This window comes from Pseudarthrobacter sp. 1C304 (assembly GCF_052245515.1).
Lineage (GTDB): Bacteria > Actinomycetota > Actinomycetes > Actinomycetales > Micrococcaceae > Arthrobacter.
Map to the genome: position 1 here is coordinate 34,256 of NZ_JBQQCH010000004.1, position 22,691 is coordinate 56,946.

The following is a 22,691-nucleotide window of genomic DNA, read 5'->3' on the forward strand; positions in this document are numbered from 1 at the left end:
GACGCCCGGCGGGACCACATCGATCACAGCGCCTCCGACGGCGGTCACCGGGGACAGCGAGGGACTCACCAGGCCCGCGGCGAGCTCCCCGAGGGCCAGCCCTGTGCCGACGGCCACGACCCCGGAGGCTGCGGCCCAGGCTGTCGCGTGCCGGTCCTCGCCCCGCGGGGCCGGGGTCCGCGGGGCGGGGCCGGGAAGGGTGTCCGGCCCGTGCGGGGAAGTGTTCACCCCTCCAGCATAGATTCGTGCCGCAGCGGCGGCACCGTCCCGGGACCGGCGCACTACGCTGCCCCGCAGGAGTGATGCCGGCGCCGAGGTGGCGTAGCCTGACCTTATGAGTGTTCAGCTTGGTATGCCCCAGCCCCGCGCGGAGGACGGTTCCGGCGCGGGCACTTCCGCCGCGCAGATGCCCGGGCGCCCGGCCGGCCTGCCCGCCGGCCTCGTGGACCGCTACGGCCGCCGTGCCACCGACATGCGGCTTTCCCTGACGGACAAATGCAATCTGCGCTGTACGTACTGCATGCCGGCCGAGGGCCTGGAGTGGTTGTCCAAGCAGGCCGTGATGTCCGCGGAGGAGATTGTCCGGATCGTGCGGATCGGCGTCGACATGCTGGGCGTGCGCGAACTGCGGCTCACCGGCGGCGAACCGCTGGTCCGGGCCGATCTGATGGACATCATTTCGGCGCTCCGCCACGCCCACCCTGATCTGCCCATCTCCATGACCACCAACGCCGTCGGCCTGGACAAAAAGGCCGCCGGGCTTAAAGCCGCCGGGCTGTCCCGGATCAACGTCTCCCTCGACTCGCTCCATGAGGAAACGTTCACCCAGCTGACCCGCCGGCCCTTCCTGAACAAGGTCCTGGCCGGCGTCGACGCCGCCTGGGCCGCCGGGCTGGGCCCCGTCAAGCTCAACGCCGTACTGATGCGCGGCATCAACGACGCCGAGTCCCCCGCCCTCCTGGCATGGGCGCTGGACCGCGGCTACGAGTTGCGCTTCATCGAACAGATGCCGCTCGACGCCGACCACGGCTGGACCCGCCGGAACATGATCACGGCCGCGGAGATCCGCGGGCTGCTCTCCGTCGACTACGTGCTCAGCCCCGATCCGCGCGACCGCGACGGCGCGCCGGCGGAACGTTTCGAGGTCCGGGCCCGCGTGCCCGGTACGGCCGAGGCCACCGGGCCGGTGCTCGGCACCGTGGGGATCATCGCGTCCGTGACCGAGCCGTTCTGCTCCGATTGCCGCCGAACCCGCATCACGGCCGAGGGCAAGATCATGAGCTGCCTCTTCTCCCGCGAGGAAATCGACCTGCTGGGGCTGCTCCGCGAGGGAGCCAGCGACGAACAGCTCGCCGAACGCTGGCAGGATGCCATGTGGATCAAGCCCAAGGCGCACGGCATGGATCACGTCGGACTGGACGCCCCGGACTTCGTCCAGCCGGACCGCAGCATGAGCGCCATCGGAGGCTGAACCACCTGTGAACGTACGTTACTTCGCTGCCGCGCGCGCCGCTGCCGGCGTCGACGAGGAGCGCTTCGACCTCCCCGCGGACTCCACCGTGGACGCACTGCTGGAGGCAATCCTCGCCGTCGAGCGCCCGGAACCCCCGGCCGGGACCCCGCCGCTGGCGCGGCTGCTGTCCCGGAGCAGCTTCCTGCTCAACGAGGTGGCGGTCCGGAACCGTGCAACAGCACTGAAGCCGGACGACGTCGTCGACGTGCTCCCGCCGTTCGCCGGCGGCTAGGCGAAGCGCCGTACCCGGACTCTCCCCCACCAGATGCGGGGTACCGCTGACTGCCCGCCGCGCGTAGCTTGGAGGCATCCCCGCAATTTGCAGATCTGGCGCCGGAAGGACAGATGGCGATGTACACCTTGCTGATAGAACACGAGATCAGGGATTTTGGCATGTGGAAGGCCGCCTTCGACCGTGATCCGGTAAACCGGGCAGCGTCGGGGGTCACCGCCCACCGGATCAGCCGCCCGGTGGACGATCCGCACTACGTGGTGGTGGAACTCGATTTCGCACGCCGCGACCAGGCCGAGGCCCTCCTGGCGAACCTCCAGGCGAACGTCTGGAACTCCGACACCGCCGCCCCGGCCCTCAAGGGTGCTCCCAAAACCCGCATCCTCGAATCGGCGCCGTAGCCCGCGCGGCCACGCCCCCCGCGCGCGGCAGTCAGCGGACGGCCAGCGCCTCCCGCACGGTGTCCGCGACGGCGGCAGCGCCCGCCCCTCCCATGATGATCGTGTAGTGGTTGACGTCCGGCACCTCGCGGACTTCCAAGGCCGGAAGTTTCTCTGCCCAGGTGTCCAGGTATCCGGGCGCATACAGGCCGGCGGGTTCGTCCAGCAGCCCCCGCGGCGCTCGCAGCACCACGGTCTGCACCGCCAGCTCGTCCAGCGCCTTCAGGAGCGAGGGGCCGCGGCGCAGCTCGGCGGTGTCGTCCGCCATCGCCTGGAACCGGGTGGCGGGCCGGAGCACGGGCTCCTCACCGGTGAGGTCGTAGTCGACATACTCCTCGACAGCCGGGCTCCAGTCCGCGCTGAAGGCCGGGTGCTGCTTCCAGTAACTGCGGTACGCCTCCCGGTTCGGGAACGTGGCGTTCAGCCGTTCGGCCGCAGGCCCCAGCACGGCAGCAACGATCTGGTCGTCGCTCAGTTCCTCCGGCACCTGCAGCGGCAGGCCGCCGTCGACCAGCACCAGGGACCGGACGCGCTCCGGGTATTGGTTGGCGAGCACCACCGACACGAAGGCGCCCATGGAATGGCCCACCACCACCACCGGCCCGGTGCTCAGCGCGGCCAGCACTGCTGCGAGGTCCTCGGCATGGGAGGGCATCCCGTACGGGGCGGGCAGCGCGTTGCTGCGCCCCCGGCCGCGCAAATCCGGTGCGATGATCCGGACGTCCGGGAGCGCTTCTGCCAGCTTCGGCCAGGCCTTGTGGGATGCCGTCACCCCGTGCACCGCGAGGATGGTGGGGGCGGATGCGTCCTCCGGCCCCCAGAGGGCGGTGTGCAGGGTTCCGCCACGGACCGGGACCTCGGTGGTGCGGTAGCTGGCGTGGCTGGCTGGCTGTATCTGGGCGGGCTGGTTCACGGGGCGTTCCCTTCCTGGATCTGGGTGGGGCTGGAATCGGGGCCGGCACCCGGAGCGGGGCCGGGGGCGAGCCCGCGTTCAATGAACTGCATCATTTCCTCAAAGACTTCCTCTGGAACGTCCGGGCGGGCGCCAGGGGCGGGCTCCGCGCCTTCCTCGTCCCACAGCACCCAGCGCATGCCGATCAGCTCGCCGATGCCCATCAGGGCCCAGGCCGCCACGGTGGGATCCATCTCCCGGACTTCACCGCTGAGCTGCGCGGCTTTGAGGCCCTCAATGTAGCCGTTGACGATCCGGGTGTAGTGCAGCCGCAGGGCGCCCGGGGAGACGAACTCGGCCTGCCGGATGATCCGGTAGAGCGCGGGGTGTTCGGCCGTGAATTTGAAGAAGGCCCGGAAGCCGGCGCGTTCAGCCTCCAGCCGGGTGCCGGCGGCGCGGGCGGCGTCAGTCATGGCGTGCCGGACCCGCCGGTTCAGGTCCTCGACGACCTCGTCGAAGATGGCCTGCTTGCCGTCGAAATAGAGGTAGAAGGTGCCGAGCCCGACGCCGGCCGCCTCCGTGATCTTCACAATCGAGGCCTCGTGGTAGCCGACCGAGGCGAACACGGTCTCCGCCGCCTGCAGCAGCTTCGCCCGGGTCCGGGTACCCCGGGCGGTCCGGGGCGCGGCGCTCATGCCCGGCTCCCGTCCGCCGGCACGGCAGCTGCCGCGTGGCCGGGATATCCTGCCCGGGTGCTTCCGTCCAGCTGCTCCCGCAGGCGGGAGCGCAGCACCTTGTTCAGCGCCGTGCGCGGCAGCGCTCCGACGGTCTCAATCCGGCGGGGCACCTTGAAACGTGCCAAATGCTCCGAGCAGTGTTCGAGGAGTTCCTGAACATCTGTGGCCATGCCGGGACGGATCACCACGAAGGCGACGCCGGTTTCGCCCCACCTCTCGTCCGGCACCCCGACGACGGCGGCCTGCGCCACCGCAGGATGGGCCAGCAGGGCGGCCTCCACCTCAGCCGGAGCGACGTTTTCTCCGCCGGAAATGTAGATGTCCTTGAGCCGGTCCACCACTTTGATGTAGCCGTCGGCGTCGCGTTCCACCAGGTCCCCGGTGTGCAGCCAGCCCCCGGCGAGGACAGCGGCGGTGGCGGCCGGGTCGCGGAAGTACCCGGCAAAGACCCCCGGTCCGCCCACCAGCAGTTCCCCGGTGGCCGCGCCGTCCAGGATTTCGCCGGTGGCCGGGTGGGCCACCGCGACGGCGACATGCGGATACGGTTTGCCCGAGTAGCCGACCATCCGGGCGGCGTCTTCGTTGGCCAGGCAGAGGACGTTGGGGGACGCCTCGGTGAGGCCGTAGCCCTGGCTCAGCGCCACTCCCCTGCGGTGCCAGATCCGCAGCAGCGGTGCCGGCATGGGCGCGCCGCCCACCACGGCGTGGCGGAGGCTGCCCAGCTCCGCGGTGGCGAAATCGGGGTGTTCGGCCAGCATCAGGTACTGGGTGGGGACACCCATGAGCATGGTGACCTTTCGCTCCGCGATCAGCTGCAGGACCCGGCCGGGTTCGAAGCCGCGTTCCAGCACCACCGTGGCGCCGGTCCACCAGGCCAGCAGCGGCTGGATGTTCCAGCCGCCGACGTGGAATTGCGGCAGCACCGCCAGGACAACGTCGGTGCTGCCCAGATCCATCGTCCGGGAGAGCGAAAGATTGGTCCAGAAGCAGTTGGCGTGCGTCAGCACCGCGGCCTTGCTGGCCCCTTCCGTGCCGGAGGTGAAGATCATCAGGAGGGGGTCGTCGTCGCGCACTTCCCGCGGAACACCGGGTGTCCCGCCGGGCGGACCGGGCGCCTGTAGGGACCGGACCGGCAGCGGCACGGACTTCTCAATGCCGCCAGGACCCAGCGCGGCGGTCCGCGGCCGGCGCGGCAGCAGGGCGCACGCCCCGGCGGCGAGCGAATCCAGCTCATCCTCGACGAGGAGGAGCTGCGGGTCGGCGACCTCCAGCTGACCGGCGAGCTCCTTCGGCGAGAGCCGCCAGGACAGCGGGACCAGGACCAGCCCGGCCTTGGCGCACGCGAAGAACACCACCACGTGGTCCGAACTGTTGCCGGTCAGGGTGGCCACCCGGTCCCCGTTTCCGTAGCCGGCGGCTGTGAAGCCTGCGGCGAGTGCGGCGGCCCGGCGTTCGAGCTCACCGTAGCTAAGGGTGCAGCCGCGGTCGTCGACGGCGGTCCGGTGCGGCGCGGCGAGGCTGCGGTCGGCGGTCCAGCGGCCCAACGTGTGCAGCCCGTCCGCCCCGTGGAGGCCGGCGGCGGCGCTCATGCCGATTCCTCCAGGATCTCCCGGGATGCGGCGGTGCGGTCTTCGCCGGGAGCCCGGCCGCCCGTGCGGCCGCTACGGGCGCGACGCCGGGCCAGCCGTTCCGCGGCGCCGGTGAGGCCGCCGGGCAGGAACAGCACCACCAGGATAAAGAGGGTGCCCAGGATAAACAGCGGCTCTGACAGCGGGATCCGGAGGATGTCCGGCAGTGTGTCGATGGCGTCCGAGTTCGCCAGCGTCGTGAGGCGCTGGTCCAGGATGGTGTAGAAAACGCCGCCGATCACGGCACCCCAGCGGGAGCCGACGCCGCCCAGGACCACCATCACCAGCAGGGTGATGGTCAGGTCCGCGGAGATGGCCCGCGGCACGGCGCCGCTTTGGAGGAGCAGGAACACCATGCCGATGATGCTGACCAGGACGGCCGACACCACGAAGATCAGCAGCTTCACGAGGTACGGCTGCAGGCCCAGGACGCGGACCCGCAGTTCGTTCTCCCGGACCGCGGCGGCCGCATGGCCGGCGCGCGAGGACTGCACCCAGGTGACCACAACAAACACGGCAACCAGCACAGCCAGGGCCAGCCAGTAGAGGTTGCGTGTGTTGACCACGCCCACCAGGAAGTCGGGCAGGTTCTCGGTGCGCAGCGACAGGCCTTCGTCCCCGCCCGTGGTGCCGTCGGGGTTGCGTCCCACGATGACCGAGCCGGCCTGGGCAAAGGCGAGGGTCACCATGGCGAAGGGAATGCCGCTGACCCGGAGGCTGATGCTGCCCACCACGTGGGCCAGCACAATCACCACGAGCAGAGTCAGGCCCATCGCGGGCAGCAGCGGGATGTCCAGGTTCTGCAGGATGATCGCCAGCCCGTAAACGCCGGCGCCGAAGTACAGGGCGTGGCCGAAGGAGAGGAGCCCGGCGACGCCCAGCAGCAGGTGGTAGGTCAGGGCCGCGGCGGCCATCAGCATGCACATGGCGAGCAGCTGCAGGGACCCCGGCGTGTACGTCGGTCCGGGCAGCACGCCCGGCAGGGACAGGTTCAACAGCGGCAGCAGGACCAACAGCACCACGCCGGCGAGCCCGGCGGCGGCTCCGAGGATCCTCCGGCGGGTCAGGCGCGGCCCGGCCGGCGGAGCGGAACGGCCGTCGCCTGCTCTCTGGCGCAGTCCGGCGGGGCTGCCGGGGGTGCTGGTGCCTGTGCTGGCTCCTGTGCCGGCACGGTTGACGCCGGCGGCATCGGTATCGGTGGTCATGAGGTTCTCCCGAGCAGGCCGGAGGGACGGAACAGCAGCACCAGCGCCAGGGCCAGCACGACGACAAAGTCGCCGGTGCCGCCCAGGTAGAAGTTGGCGAACTGCTGGAGGACCGCGACCGCGACGGCGGCGATGGCCGCGCCGGTCAGCGAACCCAGCCCGCCGATCACGGTGACGATGAAGGCGAAAATCAGCAGCGAGCCGCCCAGCATGGGCGAGACGTAGCCGAAGTAGTGCGAGGCAAGGACCCCGCCCAGGCCGGCGGCGGCACCGCCGATCGTGAATACGAGCGTGAAAGCTTTCCTGACGTCGATGCCGAGGGCGGTCACCATGGAGCGATTTTCGACGCCGGCCCGGATGATCATGCCGTAGCGCGTGTTCTTCAGGAAGAACACCATGGCGAGCAGCACCAGGACGGCCGCGATGATGCAGACAAACCGGTCGTTGGGAACCCTGGCCCCCAGGATCTCGGTGGTGTCCTTGAACCAGGCGGGTCCCTGGATAAAGACGGGGTCGGTGCCCCAGATGCCGTCGAAGAGGGCAACGGCGGCCAGCGACAGGCCCAGGGTGATCAGGAGCTGCTCAATGTGCCGCTGGTACAGCCGGCGGATGAGCACGAATTCGGTGAAGGCCGCGAACGCGGCGCCCGCGGCCGCTCCGACCAGCAGGGAGAGCAGGAAGATCCCCCAGTCGTCGGAGCCGGTGCGGCGGGCGATTTCCCAGCCGGCGAAGGCGCCGAGGGTCAGGAAGGCGCCGTGGGCGAAGTTGAGCACGCCCATGAGCCCGTAGATCAGAGAAAGCCCGGCGGCCACGAGGAAGTACAGGGCGCCGAGGCCTAAGCCGGTGAAAAGGAGCAGGACAACGGTACTCACAGGGCGGCGCCTTTCCCGGCTGTTTTCTCAGCCAGCGGGTCAGCGGAGACGCCCAGCAGGCGCTGGGTGAGCTCGGCGTCGTCGAGGAATTCCAGGGCGTCGCCGGTGTGGACCACACGGCCCCCGGAGAGAACGACAGAGCCCTGGGCGAGCTGGCGTACGACGTGCAGATTCTGCTCGACCAGGAGGATGGGCACGGTCTTGGCGGCCTCGGCGAGGGTTTCGGCCACCTCGGCGACGATTTTCGGGGCCAGGCCCTTGGTGGGCTCGTCGACGAGCAGGATCTTGTTCGTGTTCAGCAGCGCGCGCGCCAGCGAGACCATCTGCTGCTGCCCGCCGGAGAGGGTGCCGGCCATCTGACCCGACCGGGCCACCAGGTCCGGGAAGAGATCCTCCACCAGCTGGCGGCGCGGGGCGTCGTCGCGCTCGGCAAGCCGGAGGTTCTCGGCCACGGTGAGCTTGGAGAACACCTCACGGTCTTCCGGCACATACCCCACACCGCTGCGGATGATTTTGTACGTCGACTCTTTCTCGATCCGCACGCCGTCGAGCTCCACGGTTCCGGTGCGGTCGATCAGGCCGATGATGGCTTTGATGGTGCTGGTCTTTCCAACACCGTTGCGGCCGAGCAGTGCGGTAATGCCAGCGGCGGGGACGGTGAAGGAGACGTCCTCCACCACCTGCTGACCGGCGATATGGGCGTTGAGGCGCTCAATCCGGAGGATGGGACGGGGTTCCGCGGGGGCGGTCATACGGGCTCTCCAAGGTAGGCACTTTGTACGGTGGGGTCCGACATCACGGCCTCCGGGCTGTCCAGTGCCAGCAGGCTGCCGTGGTGCATCACAGCCACCCGGTCAACGAGGCCGAGGACCACATCCATGTGGTGCTCCACCATCATCACGGTGCAGCCGCGGTCCCGGTGCATCCCGCGGATGATCGCGCTGAGGGACGGGACGTCCCCCGACGCCACCCCGGCCATGGGCTCGTCCAGGAGGACGACGGCGGGGTCCGTCGCCAGGAGCACGGCGATCTCCACCTTGCGTTTTTCGCCGTGTGAGAGGTCCCCGGCCGCCGTCGTGAGCTGGCCGGTGAGGCCGACCTCGTCGATGGTGCCGCGGGCGATGCGGGTGGCCTCGTCGGAGGCCGAAGGGAAACGCAGAATGCTGAAACTGCCGCCAAGTTTGGCCTGGGCAGCCAGCCGGACGTTCTCCAGCACGCTGAGCCGGGGAAACAGGTTGGACGTCTGGAAGGTCCGCCCCAGCCCTGCCTTGGCCCGGCGGTGGACCGGCTCCGAGGTGATGTCCCTGCCGTTCAGGGCGATGCTGCCCGCCGTGGGCCGCAGGACACCGGAAATCAGGTTGAACAGGGTGGTCTTGCCGGCCCCGTTGGGGCCGATGACGCCGACCATTTCGCCGGCGCCGACCGTGAAGCCCACATCCTGCAGGATGCGGGCACCGCCGATCTGCAGGCCGAGGCCGTCCACCGCGAGGGCGGGCAGGGCTGGGGAATTCATGCGGGTCCTTTGTGTCTGGCTGGGGTCGTGTGGCGGAGCGCGGCGCTGTGCGGTGTGGCCCGGCACAGCGCCGCGTGGGGTTACTTCTTCTCCGGCGGGGCGACGGTGTCCCCCGGCACAACGGTGACGAGCTCGGGGGTCCAGGTGGCGCCGTTCTGGACCAGCTTCGCCTGGTACATGTCCTGGATCAGGGCGTGGTCCGAGGCCCGGACGGTGGTCTTGCCCTTGGGGCCGTCGAAGCTGAAGCCCTCCAGGGCCTTGACCATGGAGTCGGCGTCGGAGCCGCCTTCCTTGATGGCCTGGACGATCATCTGGCCGGCCACGAAACCGTCGGGTGTAAAGAGGTCCGCCTTGGCGCCGGCCTTCTCCACCGAGGAGATCATCGTTTTCTCCACCTCGTTGCCCGCGGCTCCCGGGAAGTAGTGGTTCAGGAAGCTGATCTTGGCGGTCGCCTCGCCGTAGGCCCCAAAGGTGGAGGCGTCGCCGAGCCCGGTGACCACGGGGGCGGCGTCGAAAACGCCCTGCTGGCTCAGGGTCTGCCACATGGTCCCGGACGTTGCCCCGGCCCAGGCGGCGAAGACCATATCCGGCTTCGCGTCGATGAGCTGGCGGGCGAACGGGGTGAGCTCCTGCCCTTCCGGAACGAGGACCGCCTCCACAGTGGCGCCCTTGGCTCCGAGGACGGACTTGACGGCCGCGACGTTGCCCTGGCCGAAAGCGTTGTCCTGCGCGAAGACCACTACCTTCTTGCCGTTGGTGTCAATGAACGACCCCGCGGTGGCGACGTCCTGCAGGCTCTGGCGGCCCGAGCGGAAGGTGTACTTGTTGATGCCCTGGATGGCATCGGTGGCGGCGGGCCCGGAGATGTACACCACCTTGTTCTGGGCGGCCTGCTCGGCGAGCTTGAGCGCGATGCCGGAAGAAACGGTGCCGCCGATGATTTTGTAGCCCTTGCCGATCATGTCCTTGGCGGCCGTTACGGCCTTGTCCGGGTCACCGCCGTCGTCCGCGTAGGTGAGGTTGATCTTGGCACCGTTGACCGCACCGGTCCCGCCGGTGGCGTGGTCGATGCCTGCCTGCAGGCCTTCGTAGTACGTGGCGCCGTAGGCTGCCAGCGGTCCGGTCTTGGAGTAGATAATGCCGACATTGACCGGTTCGGCGGCGGCGCTGCCCGACCCGGCCGGCGCCGCGCTGCCCGGGGTGGGGGCACAGGCGCTGAGGGCGAGCCCGGTGGCCATCACGGCGGCCATCAGGAACTTCTTTGTATCCTTCACGGGATGCCTTTCTTGAGTGGAATCTGAGCGTGAGATCGAGCGGGAACTGCGCTGAACCTGAAAGGTGATTCAGATTACGGCAAATCTATGGCGCAACCCACAAAGTGTCAACGGATTCAAGACGCTGCTTTGCAACGTTTCCGCAACGGGATGACGGGGGAACCCTCCAGCGCTCCTTTACAGCCGCGGGACACGGCGTGATGATGGTGGCGGGGCCAGACGCAGGAAATCCCATCCGGAGGAAGCATGGATCGACCGCTGCCCGGCAGCGCACACGAGGCCCTCGAGTCATTCCTGGGGCACTGGAGCGGAACCACCCAGTGGGAAGCCACTGCCTGGGGGCCGGCCCGGGCCGCCGCGTCCGAGGTCGTTTTCGCCCGCGCCGCGGCCGGCCTGGCGGTGACCATGAGCTACCGCCACACCGATGCCGACGGCACCAAAACCGAGGGCGTCGGCGTTTTCACCGTGGACCCGGACCGTCCCGACACGCTCTGGTACCACGTCAACAGCATGGGACTGCCCCCGGAGGCGCCCGCCCGCGCCAGCTGGCTCGACGGAACCCTGACCATCGAACGGCGCAGCGACCGCGGCACCGCGCGCCACACCCTGCGGGTCGACGGCGGACAACTCACCCATGCCGCCGGGCTGCGGCTGGGCAGCGCGAGCGAGTTCAGCCCGTTTATGACCACGGTGTGCCGCCGCGTCCCCGAGCCGGCGCCCGTCGCCGTTTGAGCCGAGGGGGGCGCGGCGGGACCGCGTGTCAGAGGCCGAAGGTCTCGGTTTCCTCGAAGGGCCCCACCACGGTGACGGTCCGCGGCGCGGCCGCGAGTTCGCGGGCCAGTTCCTGGACCTCGGCAGCGGTGACGGCCTTGATCTGGCGCAGGGTCTCGTCGATGTCCTGGTACTCGCCGGAGACGAGTTCGGCCCGGCCCAGCCGGGACATCCGGGAGCCCGTGTCCTCCAGCGCCAGCACGATCCCGCCGCAGAGCTGTCCAACAGCTTTGCGAAGCTCCTCGTCGGAGATGCCCCCCTCGGCCAGCTTGTCGAGCTCGGCGCCGAGCAGTTCAAGGACCTGCCGGACTTTCGACGGGGTGCAGCCGGCGTACATGCCGAAGTAGCCGGCGTCGGCGTAGGAGGAGGCGAAGGAGTAGGTCGAGTAGACCAGGCCGCGCTTCTCCCGGACCTCCTGGAAGAGCCGGGAGGACATACCGCCGCCCAGCACGGCGTTGAGGACGCTCATGACGAAGCGCCGGTCGTCGGTGGCGACGATCGTGGGGCAGCCCATGATGATGTTGGCTTGTTCCACCGGGCGCTTGACCACGTGCAGGCCCGCGGTGCCGGTGATGTCGGCGCGGTCGGTGGAGCGGCGCTGGACCGGGGCGGCGTCCGGTTCCAGGCTCCAGCCTGCGGAGTGCAGCGCATCGACCACCAGCCCGCAGACGACGTCGTGGTCCAGTCCCCCGGCGGCGGTGATGACCAGCTCGTCCGGGCGGTAGTAGCGGCGGTAGTGGTCCCAGACCGAGTCGCGGGCGACGGCCCGGATCGCGTCCGGGGTGCCGCCGATGGGGCGGCCCAGCGGGTGGGTGCCCAGCACCGCGGCGACGAAGTGCTCGTGGGCGACGTCCGTGGGGTCGTCGCTGTCCATCGCGATCTCCTCGAGGATGACGTCGCGTTCCTGCTCCATCTCCTGCGGGTCCAGCACGGCGCCGGTGATCATGTCCGCGATGACGTCGATGGCCATCGGCAGGTCGGTGTCCAGCACGCGGGCGAAGTAGCAGGTGCTTTCCTTGGCCGTGGCGGCGTTGGATTCCCCGCCCACCTCATCGAAGGCCGAGGCGATCTCCAGGGCGGTGCGCCGCCTGGTGCCTTTGAACAGCAGGTGCTCCAGGAAGTGGGTGGAACCGTGCTGTCCGGGGGCCTCGTCGCGGGAGCCGACACCCACCCAGAAGCCGATGGTGGCCGAGCGCTGGCCCGGCATCGCCTCGGTGAGCACGCGGACGCCGCCGGGAAGGACCGAGCGGCGGACCTCGGATCCCCCGTCTGCTCCGTGGATCAGGGTGTCTGCGTGCTGGTTCTGCTCAAGCGGCAGGGGGACGACTGTCATCGAGGCCTTTCGGTAAACGCGCGCCAAATCTGCCTGCAATCCTACCTGCCTTTAACGGCAGCGGGGCCGGTGGACGAATCCACCGGCCCCGCTGCTTGGGTCAGGAAAGACTACTCTGCCGACTCCGCGGAGACCTCAGCGTCGCCGGCCCCGGCCTCGTCAGCCACAACGGGCGACAGGGAGAGCTTGCCACGGTCGTCGATCTTGGTGATTTCCACCTGGATCTTCTGACCAACAGAGACGACGTCTTCGACGTTGTCCACGCGCTTGCCGCCGGCGATCTTGCGCAGCTCGGAGATGTGCAGCAGGCCGTCCTTGCCCGGGGTCAGGGAGACGAAGGCGCCGAAGGTGGTGGTCTTGACGACCGTGCCCAGGTAGCGCTCACCGATTTCCGGGACCTGCGGGTTGGCGATGGCGTTGATCGCGGACCGTGCTGCGTCGGCAGACGGGCCGTTGGTGGCGCCGATGTAGACAGTTCCGTCGTCCTCGATCGAGATGTCGGCTCCGGTGTCTTCCTGGATCTGGTTGATCATCTTGCCCTTCGGGCCGATGACCTCGCCGATCTTGTCCACGGGGATCTTGACCGCGATGACGCGCGGAGCGAACTCGGAGAGCTCATCCGGGGTGTCGATGGCGGAGTTCAGGACCTCGAGGATGTGCAGACGGGCTTCGCGGGCCTGCTTCAGGGCGGCGGCCAGGACTGACGCCGGGATGCCGTCGAGCTTGGTGTCCAGCTGGATGGCCGTGACGAACTCGGAGGTGCCGGCGACCTTGAAGTCCATGTCACCGAAGGCATCTTCGGCGCCGAGGATATCGGTCAGGGCGGCGTAGCGGGTCTGGCCGTCAACCTGGTCGGAGACCAGGCCCATGGCGATACCGGCAACAGCGGCCTTCAGCGGCACACCTGCGTTGAACAGGGACAGCGTGGAGGCACAGACGGAACCCATCGACGTCGAACCGTTGGAGCTGAGGGCCTCAGACACCTGGCGGATGGCGTAGGGGAATTCCTCGCGGGACGGCAGCACCGGCATGATGGCGCGCTCTGCCAGGGCACCGTGGCCGATTTCGCGGCGCTTCGGGGAACCGACGCGGCCGGTCTCGCCGGTGGAGTACGGCGGGAAGTTGTAGTTGTGCATGTAGCGCTTGCGCGTGACGGGAGACAGCGAGTCGATCTGCTGTTCCATCTTGAGCATGTTCAGCGTGGTGACACCCATGATCTGGGTCTCGCCGCGCTCGAAGATGGCCGAGCCGTGCACGCGGGGCAGGACCTCGACCTCGGCGGTGAGCTGGCGGATGTCCGTCAGGCCGCGGCCGTCGATGCGGATCTGGTCCTTGAGGATGCGCTGGCGCACAACCTGCTTGGTGACGGAGCGGAAAGCTGCGGACAGTTCCTTCTCGCGGCCCTCGAACTGGCCGGCCAGGGAGGAGATGACCTCGTCCTTGAGCTCGTCGGAGGCGGTGTCGCGCTCCTGCTTGTCGGCGATCTGGAAGACAGCGGTCAGCTTCTCGGCGGCAGCGGACTCGACGGCGGCGTAAACGTCGTCCTGGTAGTCCAGGAAGACCGGGAACTCGACGGTCGGCTTGGCGGCGCGGGCTGCCAGGTCGGACTGTGCCTCGCAGAGGGCCTTGATGAACGGCTTCGCAGCCTCGAGGCCCTCGGAGACGACCTCTTCGGTCGGGGCGGTGGCGCCCTGTTCCTTGATGAGGTTCCAGGAGTTGTCGGTGGCTTCGGCTTCAACCATCATGATGGCAACGTCGTCGCCTGCCACGCGGCCGGCAACCACCATGTTGAAGACGGCGTTCTCCAGCTGGGAGTGCTTCGGGAACGCAACCCACTGCGATCCGTTCTCGTCGGCGATGAGGGCTACGCGGACGCCGCCGATCGGGCCGGAGAAGGGCAGGCCGGAGAGCTGGGTGGACATCGAGGACGCGTTGATCGCGACGACGTCGTAGAGCTCGTCCGGGTTGATGGAGAGCACGGTAACGACGATCTGGACCTCGTTGCGCAGGCCCTTGACGAACGCGGGGCGCAGCGGGCGGTCCATGAGGCGGCAGGCCAGGATGGCTTCCGTGGACGGGCGGCCTTCGCGGCGGAAGAACGAGCCCGGGATGCGGCCTGCAGCGTACATGCGCTCTTCGACGTCGACCGTCAGCGGGAAGAAGTCGAAGCCTTCACGCGGGTGCTTGCCGGCCGTGGTGGCGGACAGCAGCGCGGTCTCTTCGTCGATGTAGACCATGGCTGCGCCGGCGGCCTGCTTGGCGAGGCGGCCGGTTTCGAAGCGGATTACACGCTTGCCGAAGCGGCCATTGTCAATGACGGCTTCTGAGAACTGGATTTCGGGACCCTCCAAGAGAGTCACCTCCGTTTCTTGTTTAACGGAGCCCAGCCGCATCAACCCAGTCCAGCATCTGTCTACTGGCCTGCACTGCACCCGGTCATCGATCGAGACCCACGGGCTAGGGGCTTCCGTCGTGGAAGCCGTTCCCGGGGATCACTACCGAGGACCGCGAATGCGTGATGCGGTTGATCCTCCTGTTGAGTTTTGTTTGAAGAAGGCGGCCCTCTCCGTGATGGAAAGGGCCGCCCCTAAAGCTGACTAGCGGCGCAGGCCGAGGCGCTCGATGAGCGCACGGTAGCGGTTGATGTCAGTGTTCTTGAGGTAGGTGAGCATACGCTTGCGACGACCAACCATGGCCAGCAGACCGCGCTGGGTGTGGTAATCGTGCTTGTGCTCCTTCATGTGCTCAGTGAGATCCTTGATCCGCTGAGTCAGGACCGCAACCTGGACCTCCGGCGAACCGGTGTCGCCCTCGGACGTTGCGTATTCCTTCATGATGGACTGCTTTACAGCGGCTTCAAGTGCCACAATAACTCCTAGAGATGTGCCGTGAGGCCCGAAACAGTAATTCACCGCCGGGGGTGCTGCACCCGAAATCTTCCCGTAAGGAAAGCGTCCCGAACACAACAGGAACCAGCCGCCACGGACTGCAGCCGGATCCACCGTCCAGTTTACCGGCACGCCGCCGGACTTGTCTAAACCGCCCTGCCCGGGTCTAACCGCCCTGGCTGTGTCTAACCGCCCTGCCGGGCGGGCGGCGGCTTACGCGGAACCCGGCAGCTGCCCGCGGATCGCCGCGACGCCCTGGTACAGCTCGGCGAAGGACGTGCTGAGCGGCGACAGCCCGATCCGGATGCCGTGCGGCGCCCGGAAGTCCGGAATGATGTCCTGCTCCCACAGCACCTTCGTCATCTCGCGGAACGCCGGGTGGTCCACCGTGATGTGGCTGCCGCGCAGTTCCGGATCCCGCGGCGTCGAGAGCTCCACTCCCGCCGGGGCGAGCCAGGAATCGTAGAGGTCGACGGCGAACGCGGTCAGCAGGCGCGATTTCTCCCGGACGGCGGCCATGCCGGCTTCCTCGATCAGGTCCAGGGTGCCGCGCATGGCCAGCATCCCGAAGATGGCCGGGGTGCCGCTGAGAAACCCGCGGATGCCGGTGGCGGCCTCGTAGCCGGGGCCCATTTCGAAGGCGTCCTTGCGTCCCATCCAGCCCCAGATAGGCTGCTGGAGCCCGGGCAGGTGCCGGGCGTTGACGTAGGCGAATGCAGGCGAGCCCGGCCCCCCGTTGAGGTATTTGTAGGTGCAGCCGGCGGCGAAGTCCACCCCGGCGCCGTCCAGGTCGATCTCCACTGAACCGGCGGAATGGCAGAGGTCCCACACCACCAGTGCGCCGGCGTCGTGCACGGCAGCGGTGATGCCCGGCAGGTCCGCGAGGAACCCGGAGCGGTAGGCGATCTGGCTCAGGACCACGACGGCGGTGGCCGGGCCGGTGGCGTCGCGCACCTGCTGGACGGTGACGCCGGAGGCAGGGTCGGCGTCGATCCAGCGCAGCGTGAGGCCCTCTTCGCGGGCGATGCCCTCAACGAGGTAGCGGTCGGTGGGGAAATTCTCCGTGTCCAGCACGATTTCGGTGCGGCCGGGGTCAGTGACGGCGGCCAGCGCGGCCCGGATCAGCTTGTAGAGCACCACCGTGGTGGAGTCGGCGATGACGGTCTGTCCGGGGGCAGCGCCCAGGACTGCCCGGCCCAGCTGGTCACCGATGGCCTGCGGAAGTTCCAGCCACTCCTCGTCCCAGCCGCGGATCAGCCGGCCTCCCCAGCTGTCCTGGATGAACCTGCTGATGTCGGTGACGGTGCGCTTGAGCGGGCGGCCCAGGGAGTTGCCGTCCAGGTAGGACAGGTCCGTGTCGGTTCCGATGAAGTGCTCCCGGTAGGCTGCCAGCGGATCGGCGGCATCCAGGTCCCGGGCGCGCTGCAGGAGGTCTGTGGTGCCGCCGGCGGCCATGGCCGGGTTTCCCGCCGTCTCCGGCTGCAGGGCGCTCACTGGCCGATCTCCGTCCGGACGGCGAAGAGCTCCGGGAAGAACGTCAGTTCGAGGGCTTTCTGCAGGAAGGCGGCGCCGCTGGAGCCGCCGGTGCCGGACTTCATGCCGATGGTGCGCTGGACCGTGCGCAGGTGCCGGAACCGCCAGAGCTGGAAGTTGTCTTCCAGGTCCACCAGTTCCTCGCAGGCCTCATAGGCGCCCCAGTTGTCCGCGGCGTTCTCGTAGATGTACTTGAACACCGGCACCAGCTCTGCACTGAATTCGTGTGCCTGGGTGACGTCCCGCTCCAGCACTGACGCGGGCACGTCAAAGCCCTGGCGCTTGAGGTAGGCGAGGAAGTCGTCGTAGATGCTCGGGGCATCGAGGAGTTCCTGCAGCATCGCGTGGGCCTCGGGGTCGGATTCGAAGACCGGAAGCATTTTGCGGTTCTTGTTGCCAAGGAGAAACTCCACCGCGCGGTACTGGCTGGACTGGAATCCGGAGGAGTTGCCCAGGAAGCCGCGGAACTGCGAGTACTCGGTGGGTGTGAGGGTGGCCAGCACGGACCACTGCTCGGTGAGGGTTTTCTGGATGTGCTTGACCCTGGCGATCGCCTTCAGCGCCGAGCCGAGGTCATCTGCCCGGAGCCAGGCCGCGGCGCTGCGGAGTTCGTGCAGGACCAGCTTGAGCCACAGTTCCGTGGTCTGGTGCTGGATGATGAACAGCATCTCGTCGTGGTGCTCCGGCGCGCTGACCGGCTGCTGCGCGCTGAGGAGCGTCGGCAGTTGCAAATAGGACGCGTAGCTCATCCGCGAGCTGAAGTCCCGGACAATTTCCTTGTCCAGCTCCCGCGTGTTCTTCTCAATGGTCACAGTCTTGCCTTCCTTGCCAAATGGCTGTGAATCTTTTGCGCAGAGTGCCTTTGCAGAACCGCCGGCGCTGCGGGTCAGCGCGCAAACAGGATGTTGTGGGTCTGGACCACGTCCAGCCGCATCTGGTCCACCAGGGCCTCAGGGCCACGGTACGCCACCATGCCGCGCAGCCGGGCGACGAATTCGACCACCACGCTCTGGCCGTACAGATCGAAATCCTCGACCGCCTCTTCCGGGCGGTCGATCACGTGCGCCTCCACCTGCCGGCTGACGCCGTCGAACGTGGGGTTGGAGCCGACGGAGATGGCGGCGGGCCAGCGCGTGCCGGCCTGGTCCACCAGCCAGCCGGCGTAGATGCCGTCGGCGGGGATGTAGCCGCTCGAGTCGGAGGCGAGGTTTGCGGTCGGGAAGCCGAGGTCCCGTCCACGCGCGGCGCCGTGGACCACTGCACCGCGCATCCGGTGCGGGCGCCCCAGGACGGCCGCGGCGGTGGCGACGTCGCCCTCGCGCAGTGCCTCGCGCACCCAGGTGGAGGAGCAGCGGCGGTCTTTGCTGCCGCCGTCGTTCTGGTCACCGTATTGGTCACCGTGCAGCGGAAATCCTTCGGAGCCGAACTCACTGATGACCAGCACCTCGAAGCCGAGCTTCTTGCCGAGTTCTTGCATGGTGTCCAGGTCGCCGGAGTTCCCGCGGCCGAACCGGGCGTCGTGCCCGATCACCACGTGGCTTGCCTTGAGGCTGCCGACGAGGATGTCGGCGACGAATTCTTCGGGGGTGAGGCTGGCCAGTTCGAGGGAGTATTTCATCACCAGCACTGCGTCGAGCCCCAGCTCGCCGAGCGCCACCAGTTTGTCCTCCAGGCCCATGATCAGTTCCGGGGCAGATTCGGGGCGGTGGACCTGCGCCGGATGCGGGTCGAAGGTGATGGCGACGGCGCGGGCGTGGTTGAGCCGGGCGATGCGGATGAGCTGGGACAGTACCTGCTGGTGGCCGCGGTGCACACCGTCGAAGTTGCCGAAGGTCACGACCGATGGGCCGAAGTCCGCCGGGACTTCGGACGGATCGTTCCAGATGTGGACCATCAACCTCGCCTTTTGCTGCCTGCTGGGTGCGCGTCCGGAAAATCCTGCCGGCTCCGGAACTCTCCTAGATTACCCGCAATCGCGGACCGCCTCCGACGGCGCGGCCCTCCCCCGGCGGCAGCGTCCTTCCGCGTTCAGGGCGCCCGGACTACGATGCAATGGCAACCGACCGGTGGCGCCAGTGAAGGCGCTGTGTCCAGCGAGGCCCGCAGCGACTGCGGCTGAAGGAGTATTCCATGACAGAGCTCAACGACATCCTGCGGCAAATCCCGGTAGACCAGATCGCCGGCATGCTTGGCACCGACCGGCAGACGGCCCAGGCCGCAGTGGAGGCCGCGGTGCCCACGCTGCTGGCCGGCATGCAGAACAATGCGCAGGCCTCCGACGGCGCCGCGTCGCTGCAGTCGGCGCTCGGCCAGCACCGGGACGGGCTTCTGGACGGCGGGGTGGACGCATCCCAGGTGGACACGGCCGACGGCGAGAAGATCGTCAGCCACGTCTTCGGCGGGCAGCAGGACCAGGTGGCGAACCAGCTGGCCGGGACGTCGCAGCTCAGCGGTGTGGGCGGGGACCTGGTCAGGAAGCTTCTGCCGATCCTGGCTCCGATCGTGATGTCCTACCTTGCGAACAAGGTTCTCGGGGGCAGCGGCCAGTCGTCCGGAAGCGGCGACGGAGGCTCCGGCCAGGCGGGCGGCATTGACCTCGGCGGAATCCTTGGCGGGATTCTTGGCGGCGGCGCTGGCGCAGGCGGCGCGGGCGGAATGGGCGGACTCGGCGACCTGCTGGGCGGGATCCTGGGCGGCGGCCAGCCGTCGTCGCCCGCGGCTGTCCCGGATGCCGGGCGGGACTCGTCGCTGCAGCCCCAGGCCTACCCGCAGGGCCAGCCCGCCGGCGGCGCCCCGCGCCCCGGCGAAATGATCGAGGTCGACCTTCCGGACAGCCAGCCGGAAGAGCGGAAGAACGACGGCGGCGGGCTCGGCGGGATCCTGGGCGGCCTGTTCGGGAAGAAGTAGGCAGAACGCCCCCGGCTAGCGCCCGCCCGCAGCCCGGTAATTGCGCCAGTGCAGCAGCACGGCCGCAAGGATCAGCGGGACGTGGATGCCCGGCAGGTTCCGCGCGAACCACCGCGGCAAATAAATGTCCGTGACGGAGCCGGTTTCATCGCCCAGATGCCTGGCCACGGCGGTCAGGGGGCAGTGAAAGCCGTTGGCGGCAAAGACCAGGGTCTCGGCCGTCACGACGCCGGCGGCCAGGCCCACGCTTCTGTCGGTGCGGCCCCGGGCGCCGGCGTAGAGGACGTACACCATGCAGGCCTCGATGGAGAACCAGGCAACCGTGTGGAATGCCTTCACGGCCCGCAGCAGGAACGCACGCCTGGCGTCCGACAGTTGGCGGGAAGCGTTTCGTCCGGGCAGGAGTCCAGCCATGGCTCCAGCGTAGGCGCTGCCGGCCGCCGGGCGGTCAGAGGCTTTCGGCCTGCCCGGCGGCCGTGGATCCGGCGGGAAGTTGCGCGAGCCAGGCGTCGAGCTGGCGGGGATGGCGGAAGAGGACCACCGGCGGCATCGCCGGGTCGGAGTGAAGGCTGCGCATCACCTGGCGTTTCCTCGTGAAAGACCGGAAATGCCACCGGATAATCGAGTCCTGGATGAAGAGCCGCGCCAGCGTTTCGTGGTTGCCGTTACAGACGGATTCCCGGGTCACGGCCCGCCGCAGCGAGCGTCGCACCAGCCGGGCCAGCGAGAGCCAGCGCGGATAGTCGAGGCCGATAATGAGCTCCGCTCGCGGCACCACCACGTCCCGCCAGACCCCATAGGCGCTGTCCAGCACCCAGCGGTCCTGGCCGGCAACGGCGGCGGCCAGGTCCCGTTGCTCCTCAACGGTGCGCTGCTGCCACCCGGGCAGCCAGCCGATGTCATCATCCGCCGAGTACTCGGGCAGCCCGGTGGCCGCGGCGTAGGCCCGGGCGGCGGACGACTTGCCGCTGCCGGTCACGCCGTAGAAGAGGACGCGCGAGGGCGCACGGGGGGCTGCTTTGACGGCGTCCCGGTCCCCTGCCGCACCGGACGCAGGGAGCGGTTCGCGATTGCCGGCTGGCTTGGTCGACTTCATGTGTGGTCCCCTGGATCTGGCCGCTGCCGGGCTCGGCTCCTGCGGCGCGTCGGCGCTACGCTAGCACCCCTCTCCCTGCGGCGACCTGATGGCGCGGCACCAGGGCCGGCCGCTAGGAGCGCTTGGGCCGCGCGCGTACGTGCATCCGCTCGCCCTGCTGTCCGAAGAGACTGATGAACTCGACCGGACTGCCGTCAGCGCTGGCAAACCAATGCGGGGTGCGGGTGTCGAATTCCGCGGCTTCGCCGGGGCGCAGTTCAAAATCCTTGTCCCCCAAGACCAGGCGCAGCCGTCCGTTGAGGATATAGAGCCATTCGTAGCCCTCGTGAACGCGCGGGTCCGGCTCGGCTCCGCGGGCATCGCCGGCGAGCACCATTTTGAACGCCTGCAGCCCGCCCGGTCGGCGGGTGAGGGGAACAGCCGTCATGCCGGCATGGATGATGGGCTGGAGGTGGATCCTCGGATCTCCGGTGGGCGGGGCGCCCACCAGGTCATCGAGGGGAACGCCGTACAGCCTCGCGAGGGGCAGCAGGAGCTCGAGGTTGGGCCTGCGCTGGCCGGATTCAAGGCGGGACAGGGTACTGACTGACACTCCGGATGCGCCGGCCACATCTCCGAGGGTCAGGTTCCGTTCCGCGCGGAGGGCCCGTAGCCGGGGCCCGACCGCTCCGAGAACATCATCAAGTTCTTGTGCCATGCCCCCACTTTGCCATAGTGGCAATCTTCTTTGTCAAAATTTGGTTTCTGGACGGAGGCTGGAGTAGCCGGCCGACGATGCCGGCGGCAGCATTTCAGGACTCGACGAAGGACAAACAGGATGGACACCACACGGTACGACGTTGTCATTGTGGGCGGCAGCGCGGCAGGACTCAGCGCCGCCACGACGCTGGGCCGGGCGCTGCGCTCGGTGCTGGTCATCGATTCGGGCACACCCCGCAACGCACCCGCGGCGGGGGTCCACGGCTACCTGTCGAGGGACGGCCTGAACCCCCGGGAACTCCTGGCCATCGGACGCAGCGAAGTGCTGTCCTACGGAGGGACGGTCATCGACGCTGAAGCCGTCTCAGCCCGGCGGACCCCTGACGGGTTCGAGGTGGCCCTCGGGGATACCCGCCGGTTCTCCGGCCGACGCCTCCTGGTGACCACCGGGCTGACCGATAGCCTGCCACCCATCGACGGGCTGCGGGAGCAATGGGGACAGGGCGTTGTGCATTGCCCCTACTGCCACGGCTGGGAAATCCGCGGGCAGCGGATTGGAGTGCTCGGCAGCGGCCCGCTGTCCGTCCACCAGGCACTGCTGTTCAGGCAGTGGTCCCCGGACATCACACTCTTCCTCAACGACACCGTGGAACCCACCGAAGAGGAGTGGGACAAACTTGCTGCCCGGTCCGTGAAGGTTGTGGACGGCGCTGTGGCTGCTGTTGACGCCGTCGGCGGTATCCTCGCGGGGGTCACGCTCCGCCAGGGTGCCTCGTTCGACGTCCAGGCCCTGGCGGTCGGACCACGGATGGAAGCCAGGTCGTCGCTCCTGGAATCCCTCGGGCTTCATCCGCAGGTGCACCCGTCGGGGGCCGGACGGTTCATCGAGACGGACCCCCTAGGTGCCACCGCCGTCCCTGGCGTGTATGCGGCGGGGAACGTCTCAAACCTCATGGCCCAGGTCATCACCGCCGCGGCCGAAGGTGTCATGGCCGGGGCAGGGATCAACGCAGACCTCGTCGAAGAGGAAACCCGGTGGGCCGTCGAGGGTCGTTTCGGCCCCTTCTCGGCCGGAGCGGAAGCAGCCGCCACCAGGATCGTCGCGGGCCACCGACGCCACGGCCTCAGTGACTGGTAGGACATCCCGAGGGCCGCTCG

23 protein-coding genes are annotated in these 22,691 nt (G+C 68.6%); 6 read left to right on the forward strand and 17 right to left on the reverse strand.

Annotated features, from left to right (window positions below):
* The first annotated feature begins 334 nt into the window (after positions 1-334).
* From moaA to ACTWQD_RS09610, 3 genes are all read left to right on the forward strand, one after another.
* Entirely contained in the window at positions 335-1,471 is a 1,137-nt protein-coding gene (moaA, locus tag ACTWQD_RS09600; RefSeq protein WP_443195916.1) for a GTP 3',8-cyclase MoaA, read from the forward strand.
* 7 nt (positions 1,472-1,478) lie between these two features.
* Positions 1,479-1,745: a MoaD/ThiS family protein gene (locus ACTWQD_RS09605; RefSeq protein WP_443195917.1), complete on the forward strand. Its 267-nt coding sequence runs from the start codon at positions 1,479-1,481 to the stop codon at positions 1,743-1,745.
* Positions 1,746-1,858: 113 nt separating this feature from the next.
* On the forward strand, positions 1,859-2,146 hold the full coding sequence (locus ACTWQD_RS09610) for a hypothetical protein (protein WP_443195918.1): 288 nt from the start codon (positions 1,859-1,861) through the stop codon (positions 2,144-2,146).
* A 31-nt stretch (positions 2,147-2,177) separates the two neighbouring features.
* On the opposite strand, the gene ACTWQD_RS09615 is transcribed toward ACTWQD_RS09610, so the two are convergent.
* From ACTWQD_RS09615 to ACTWQD_RS09650, 8 genes are all read right to left on the reverse strand, one after another.
* Positions 2,178-3,098: an alpha/beta hydrolase gene (locus ACTWQD_RS09615; protein WP_443195919.1), complete on the reverse strand. Its 921-nt coding sequence runs from the start codon at positions 3,096-3,098 to the stop codon at positions 2,178-2,180.
* A complete protein-coding gene (locus tag ACTWQD_RS09620; protein ID WP_443195920.1) occupies positions 3,095-3,772 on the reverse strand; it encodes a TetR/AcrR family transcriptional regulator in 678 nt (225 codons plus the stop codon). Before ACTWQD_RS09620 ends, ACTWQD_RS09615 begins: the two co-directional genes overlap by 4 nt.
* Positions 3,769-5,403 carry a class I adenylate-forming enzyme family protein gene (locus tag ACTWQD_RS09625; protein WP_443195921.1) on the reverse strand — a complete coding sequence of 545 codons (1,635 nt, stop codon included), beginning with the start codon at positions 5,401-5,403 and terminating at the stop codon, positions 3,769-3,771. Before ACTWQD_RS09625 ends, ACTWQD_RS09620 begins: the two co-directional genes overlap by 4 nt.
* On the reverse strand, positions 5,400-6,647 hold the full coding sequence (locus tag ACTWQD_RS09630) for a branched-chain amino acid ABC transporter permease (RefSeq protein WP_443195922.1): 1,248 nt from the start codon (positions 6,645-6,647) through the stop codon (positions 5,400-5,402). Before ACTWQD_RS09630 ends, ACTWQD_RS09625 begins: the two co-directional genes overlap by 4 nt.
* Positions 6,644-7,519: a branched-chain amino acid ABC transporter permease gene (locus tag ACTWQD_RS09635; RefSeq protein ID WP_443195923.1), complete on the reverse strand. Its 876-nt coding sequence runs from the start codon at positions 7,517-7,519 to the stop codon at positions 6,644-6,646. Before ACTWQD_RS09635 ends, ACTWQD_RS09630 begins: the two co-directional genes overlap by 4 nt.
* Entirely contained in the window at positions 7,516-8,271 is a 756-nt protein-coding gene (locus ACTWQD_RS09640; protein WP_443195924.1) for an ABC transporter ATP-binding protein, read from the reverse strand. The genes ACTWQD_RS09635 and ACTWQD_RS09640 overlap by 4 nt, the downstream gene beginning before the upstream one ends.
* Positions 8,268-9,032, reverse strand: coding sequence for an ABC transporter ATP-binding protein (locus ACTWQD_RS09645; protein ID WP_066434840.1), 765 nt, complete (start codon positions 9,030-9,032; stop codon positions 8,268-8,270). Before ACTWQD_RS09645 ends, ACTWQD_RS09640 begins: the two co-directional genes overlap by 4 nt.
* A gap of 80 nt (positions 9,033-9,112) precedes the next feature.
* On the reverse strand, positions 9,113-10,306 hold the full coding sequence (locus ACTWQD_RS09650; protein WP_443195925.1) for a substrate-binding domain-containing protein: 1,194 nt from the start codon (positions 10,304-10,306) through the stop codon (positions 9,113-9,115).
* A gap of 246 nt (positions 10,307-10,552) precedes the next feature.
* On the opposite strand from ACTWQD_RS09650, the gene ACTWQD_RS09655 reads away from it, so the two are divergent.
* On the forward strand, positions 10,553-11,038 hold the full coding sequence (locus ACTWQD_RS09655; RefSeq protein WP_443195926.1) for a DUF1579 domain-containing protein: 486 nt from the start codon (positions 10,553-10,555) through the stop codon (positions 11,036-11,038).
* Between the two features lie 28 nt (positions 11,039-11,066).
* Here the strand turns inward: ACTWQD_RS09655 and ACTWQD_RS09660 are convergent, their stop codons facing one another.
* From ACTWQD_RS09660 to ACTWQD_RS09685, 6 genes are all read right to left on the reverse strand, one after another.
* Positions 11,067-12,410, reverse strand: a complete 1,344-nt coding sequence (locus ACTWQD_RS09660; protein WP_443195927.1) for a M16 family metallopeptidase — start codon at positions 12,408-12,410, stop codon at positions 11,067-11,069.
* A 110-nt stretch (positions 12,411-12,520) separates the two neighbouring features.
* Positions 12,521-14,761 carry a polyribonucleotide nucleotidyltransferase gene (locus tag ACTWQD_RS09665; RefSeq protein WP_443196192.1) on the reverse strand — a complete coding sequence of 747 codons (2,241 nt, stop codon included), beginning with the start codon at positions 14,759-14,761 and terminating at the stop codon, positions 12,521-12,523.
* Between the two features lie 246 nt (positions 14,762-15,007).
* Positions 15,008-15,277 carry a 30S ribosomal protein S15 gene (rpsO, locus tag ACTWQD_RS09670; RefSeq protein ID WP_066434825.1) on the reverse strand — a complete coding sequence of 90 codons (270 nt, stop codon included), beginning with the start codon at positions 15,275-15,277 and terminating at the stop codon, positions 15,008-15,010.
* Positions 15,278-15,511: 234 nt separating this feature from the next.
* Positions 15,512-16,753: a kynureninase gene (locus ACTWQD_RS09675; protein ID WP_443196193.1), complete on the reverse strand. Its 1,242-nt coding sequence runs from the start codon at positions 16,751-16,753 to the stop codon at positions 15,512-15,514.
* 35 nt (positions 16,754-16,788) lie between these two features.
* Positions 16,789-17,643, reverse strand: a complete 855-nt coding sequence (kynA, locus tag ACTWQD_RS09680; protein WP_443195928.1) for a tryptophan 2,3-dioxygenase — start codon at positions 17,641-17,643, stop codon at positions 16,789-16,791.
* A gap of 74 nt (positions 17,644-17,717) precedes the next feature.
* Positions 17,718-18,725, reverse strand: coding sequence for a bifunctional riboflavin kinase/FAD synthetase (locus ACTWQD_RS09685; protein ID WP_443195929.1), 1,008 nt, complete (start codon positions 18,723-18,725; stop codon positions 17,718-17,720).
* 236 nt (positions 18,726-18,961) lie between these two features.
* Here ACTWQD_RS09685 and ACTWQD_RS09690 point away from each other — a divergent pair, with 236 nt between their 5' ends.
* Positions 18,962-19,738: a DUF937 domain-containing protein gene (locus ACTWQD_RS09690; protein WP_443195930.1), complete on the forward strand. Its 777-nt coding sequence runs from the start codon at positions 18,962-18,964 to the stop codon at positions 19,736-19,738.
* A 15-nt stretch (positions 19,739-19,753) separates the two neighbouring features.
* Here ACTWQD_RS09690 and ACTWQD_RS09695 read toward each other — a convergent pair whose 3' ends face one another.
* The 3 genes from ACTWQD_RS09695 to ACTWQD_RS09705 form a co-directional block, all read right to left on the reverse strand.
* Positions 19,754-20,152, reverse strand: coding sequence for a hypothetical protein (locus ACTWQD_RS09695; protein WP_443195931.1), 399 nt, complete (start codon positions 20,150-20,152; stop codon positions 19,754-19,756).
* Positions 20,153-20,186: 34 nt separating this feature from the next.
* Entirely contained in the window at positions 20,187-20,834 is a 648-nt protein-coding gene (locus ACTWQD_RS09700; protein ID WP_443195932.1) for an adenylate kinase, read from the reverse strand.
* 112 nt (positions 20,835-20,946) lie between these two features.
* A complete protein-coding gene (locus ACTWQD_RS09705; RefSeq protein ID WP_443195933.1) occupies positions 20,947-21,531 on the reverse strand; it encodes a helix-turn-helix domain-containing protein in 585 nt (194 codons plus the stop codon).
* A gap of 120 nt (positions 21,532-21,651) precedes the next feature.
* Here ACTWQD_RS09705 and ACTWQD_RS09710 point away from each other — a divergent pair, with 120 nt between their 5' ends.
* The gene (locus ACTWQD_RS09710) at positions 21,652-22,671 is read left to right on the forward strand and encodes an NAD(P)/FAD-dependent oxidoreductase (RefSeq protein ID WP_443195934.1); all 1,020 of its coding nucleotides are present in this window, start codon (positions 21,652-21,654) and stop codon (positions 22,669-22,671) included.
* Positions 22,672-22,691 lie beyond the last annotated feature (20 nt).